General features: G+C 43.7%; 2 protein-coding genes. One reads left to right on the plus strand and one right to left on the minus strand.

Annotated elements, in window-relative coordinates; all coding sequences use genetic code 11:
• On the minus strand, positions 1 to 776 hold a 776-nt coding region (locus tag PX484_RS20025), incomplete at its 3' end, for a S8 family serine peptidase (protein ID WP_288105256.1).
• A gap of 68 nt (positions 777 to 844) precedes the next feature.
• On the opposite strand from PX484_RS20025, the gene PX484_RS20030 reads away from it, so the two are divergent.
• Positions 845 to 1,587, plus strand: a 743-nt coding sequence (locus PX484_RS20030) for a Uma2 family endonuclease (RefSeq protein WP_288105258.1), incomplete at its 3' end; no start/stop codon positions are given.

Below are 1,587 nucleotides of genomic sequence, written 5' to 3' on the forward strand. Positions count from 1 at the left end.
CCTTTTTTGCGGATGGGGTCATCGGTTCCGGGTTGAGCGCCTAAAATATTCTCTCCTGGAGCGAGAATCCCTTGAGTTGCATATTTACCACCAAAATTACTAAATTTAAATGGCTCGCCTGTATCTTTCATTGCTCCTACTGTCAGGACATTTTCCAATACCGCAGGAACGCACCAACACTCTCCTTTATCATTACCTCCGGGGGCAATCACTAGGATATTATTAGCTTGAGCCTGACGAATTGCTTTATCAATAAATTCGTGAGCTAATCCGCTTTGAGTTGGGTGACAAGCGGCACAATGGATAATATTAACTCCCTGTTCAATAGCGGTACTAATTGCTCGGGAAAGATTGAGAGGGTTAATAAAATCTTCGTTGCTATAGGCGATGGGAATATTAATTACAGTAGCGTTAGGAGCAATCCCTTCTACAGGTGAATCTGGCTGGCCGCAAATGGTGCTGATAATATGGTTAGCATGGAAGCGCAAATGCAAACTTTCGCGGATGTTTTCATCGGGGATAGCTTCTTTGAACAAATCCTCTTTTTCTTCTTCACTTTTGCCACTTTTTTCTACATCTAAAAAGGCTTGTAAGTATTGCGGATCGATGGGAGATTCTTCCGACCAATAGGGATCAAGGCGGGTAATATTTGCTCCTTGAAAACAGGCGCGATCTAAGTCAATCGGTCCATCAAGAACGGCGATTTTAATGCGTGGATCGCCTTGGGTATGGGAGCGAAGAGCGGTGATTCCGGGGATAGCATTGAGATCAGGCATAGTTTTTGCAGGTTTTCAAGAACAGTTATAGAATAAAAGCTAGATAACAATAAATAGGGGAATTAAAGATGAGTTCAATGACCCCAACGGTACAATCCTCAACCACAATTCAGGAAACTTCTGCAACGGTGTATTGCTCTTCCCCTTTACCCGACCACACCCAACTCCCCGATAAAGATGGAAGTTTTGTGAAAAACTATCAAGAGCCTCCCCAAGCAGACCTTTTAACGGATACTATTACACCCCTTTTGGAGCAATTACATCCTGACGGTAATTACTGTCTGGGTCGAGATTGTGGGATTTATTGGCGATTGCCAGAGCATCCAGAATCCCTAGAAAAAGGTGCTGTTGCTCCCGATTGGTTTTATGTTCCCCATGTCCCCACGACTATTGATGGTCAAGTCCGGCGTTCTTTTGTGATGTGGAAAGAAACCATTGAACCGGTCATTGCCTTAGAATTTGTCTCAGGTAATGGTGAAGAAGAACGGGATAAAACGCCTGTTAAGGGTAAATTTTGGATCTATGAGCGAGCGATTCAAATTCCTTTTTATGGAATTTATGAAGTTAACAAGGCCCAGATCGAGATGTACCAGTTAGTTAATGGTCGTTACCAAAAAATGACTCCTAATCAGCGCGGTCATTATCCCATTGTTCCTTTAAAGGTAGAGTTAGGAATTTGGCAGGGGGAATACCAAAATCAATCCTTTCCCTGGCTTCGCTGGTGGGATGGGGAAGGTAACTTGTTGTTAACTTCCCAGGAATCTACTCAACAGGAACGACAACGAGCCGAACAGGAACGACAACGAGCCGA

Source organism: Microcystis sp. M49636_WE2, assembly GCF_030065375.1.
Classification (GTDB): domain Bacteria; phylum Cyanobacteriota; class Cyanobacteriia; order Cyanobacteriales; family Microcystaceae; genus Microcystis; species Microcystis aeruginosa_C.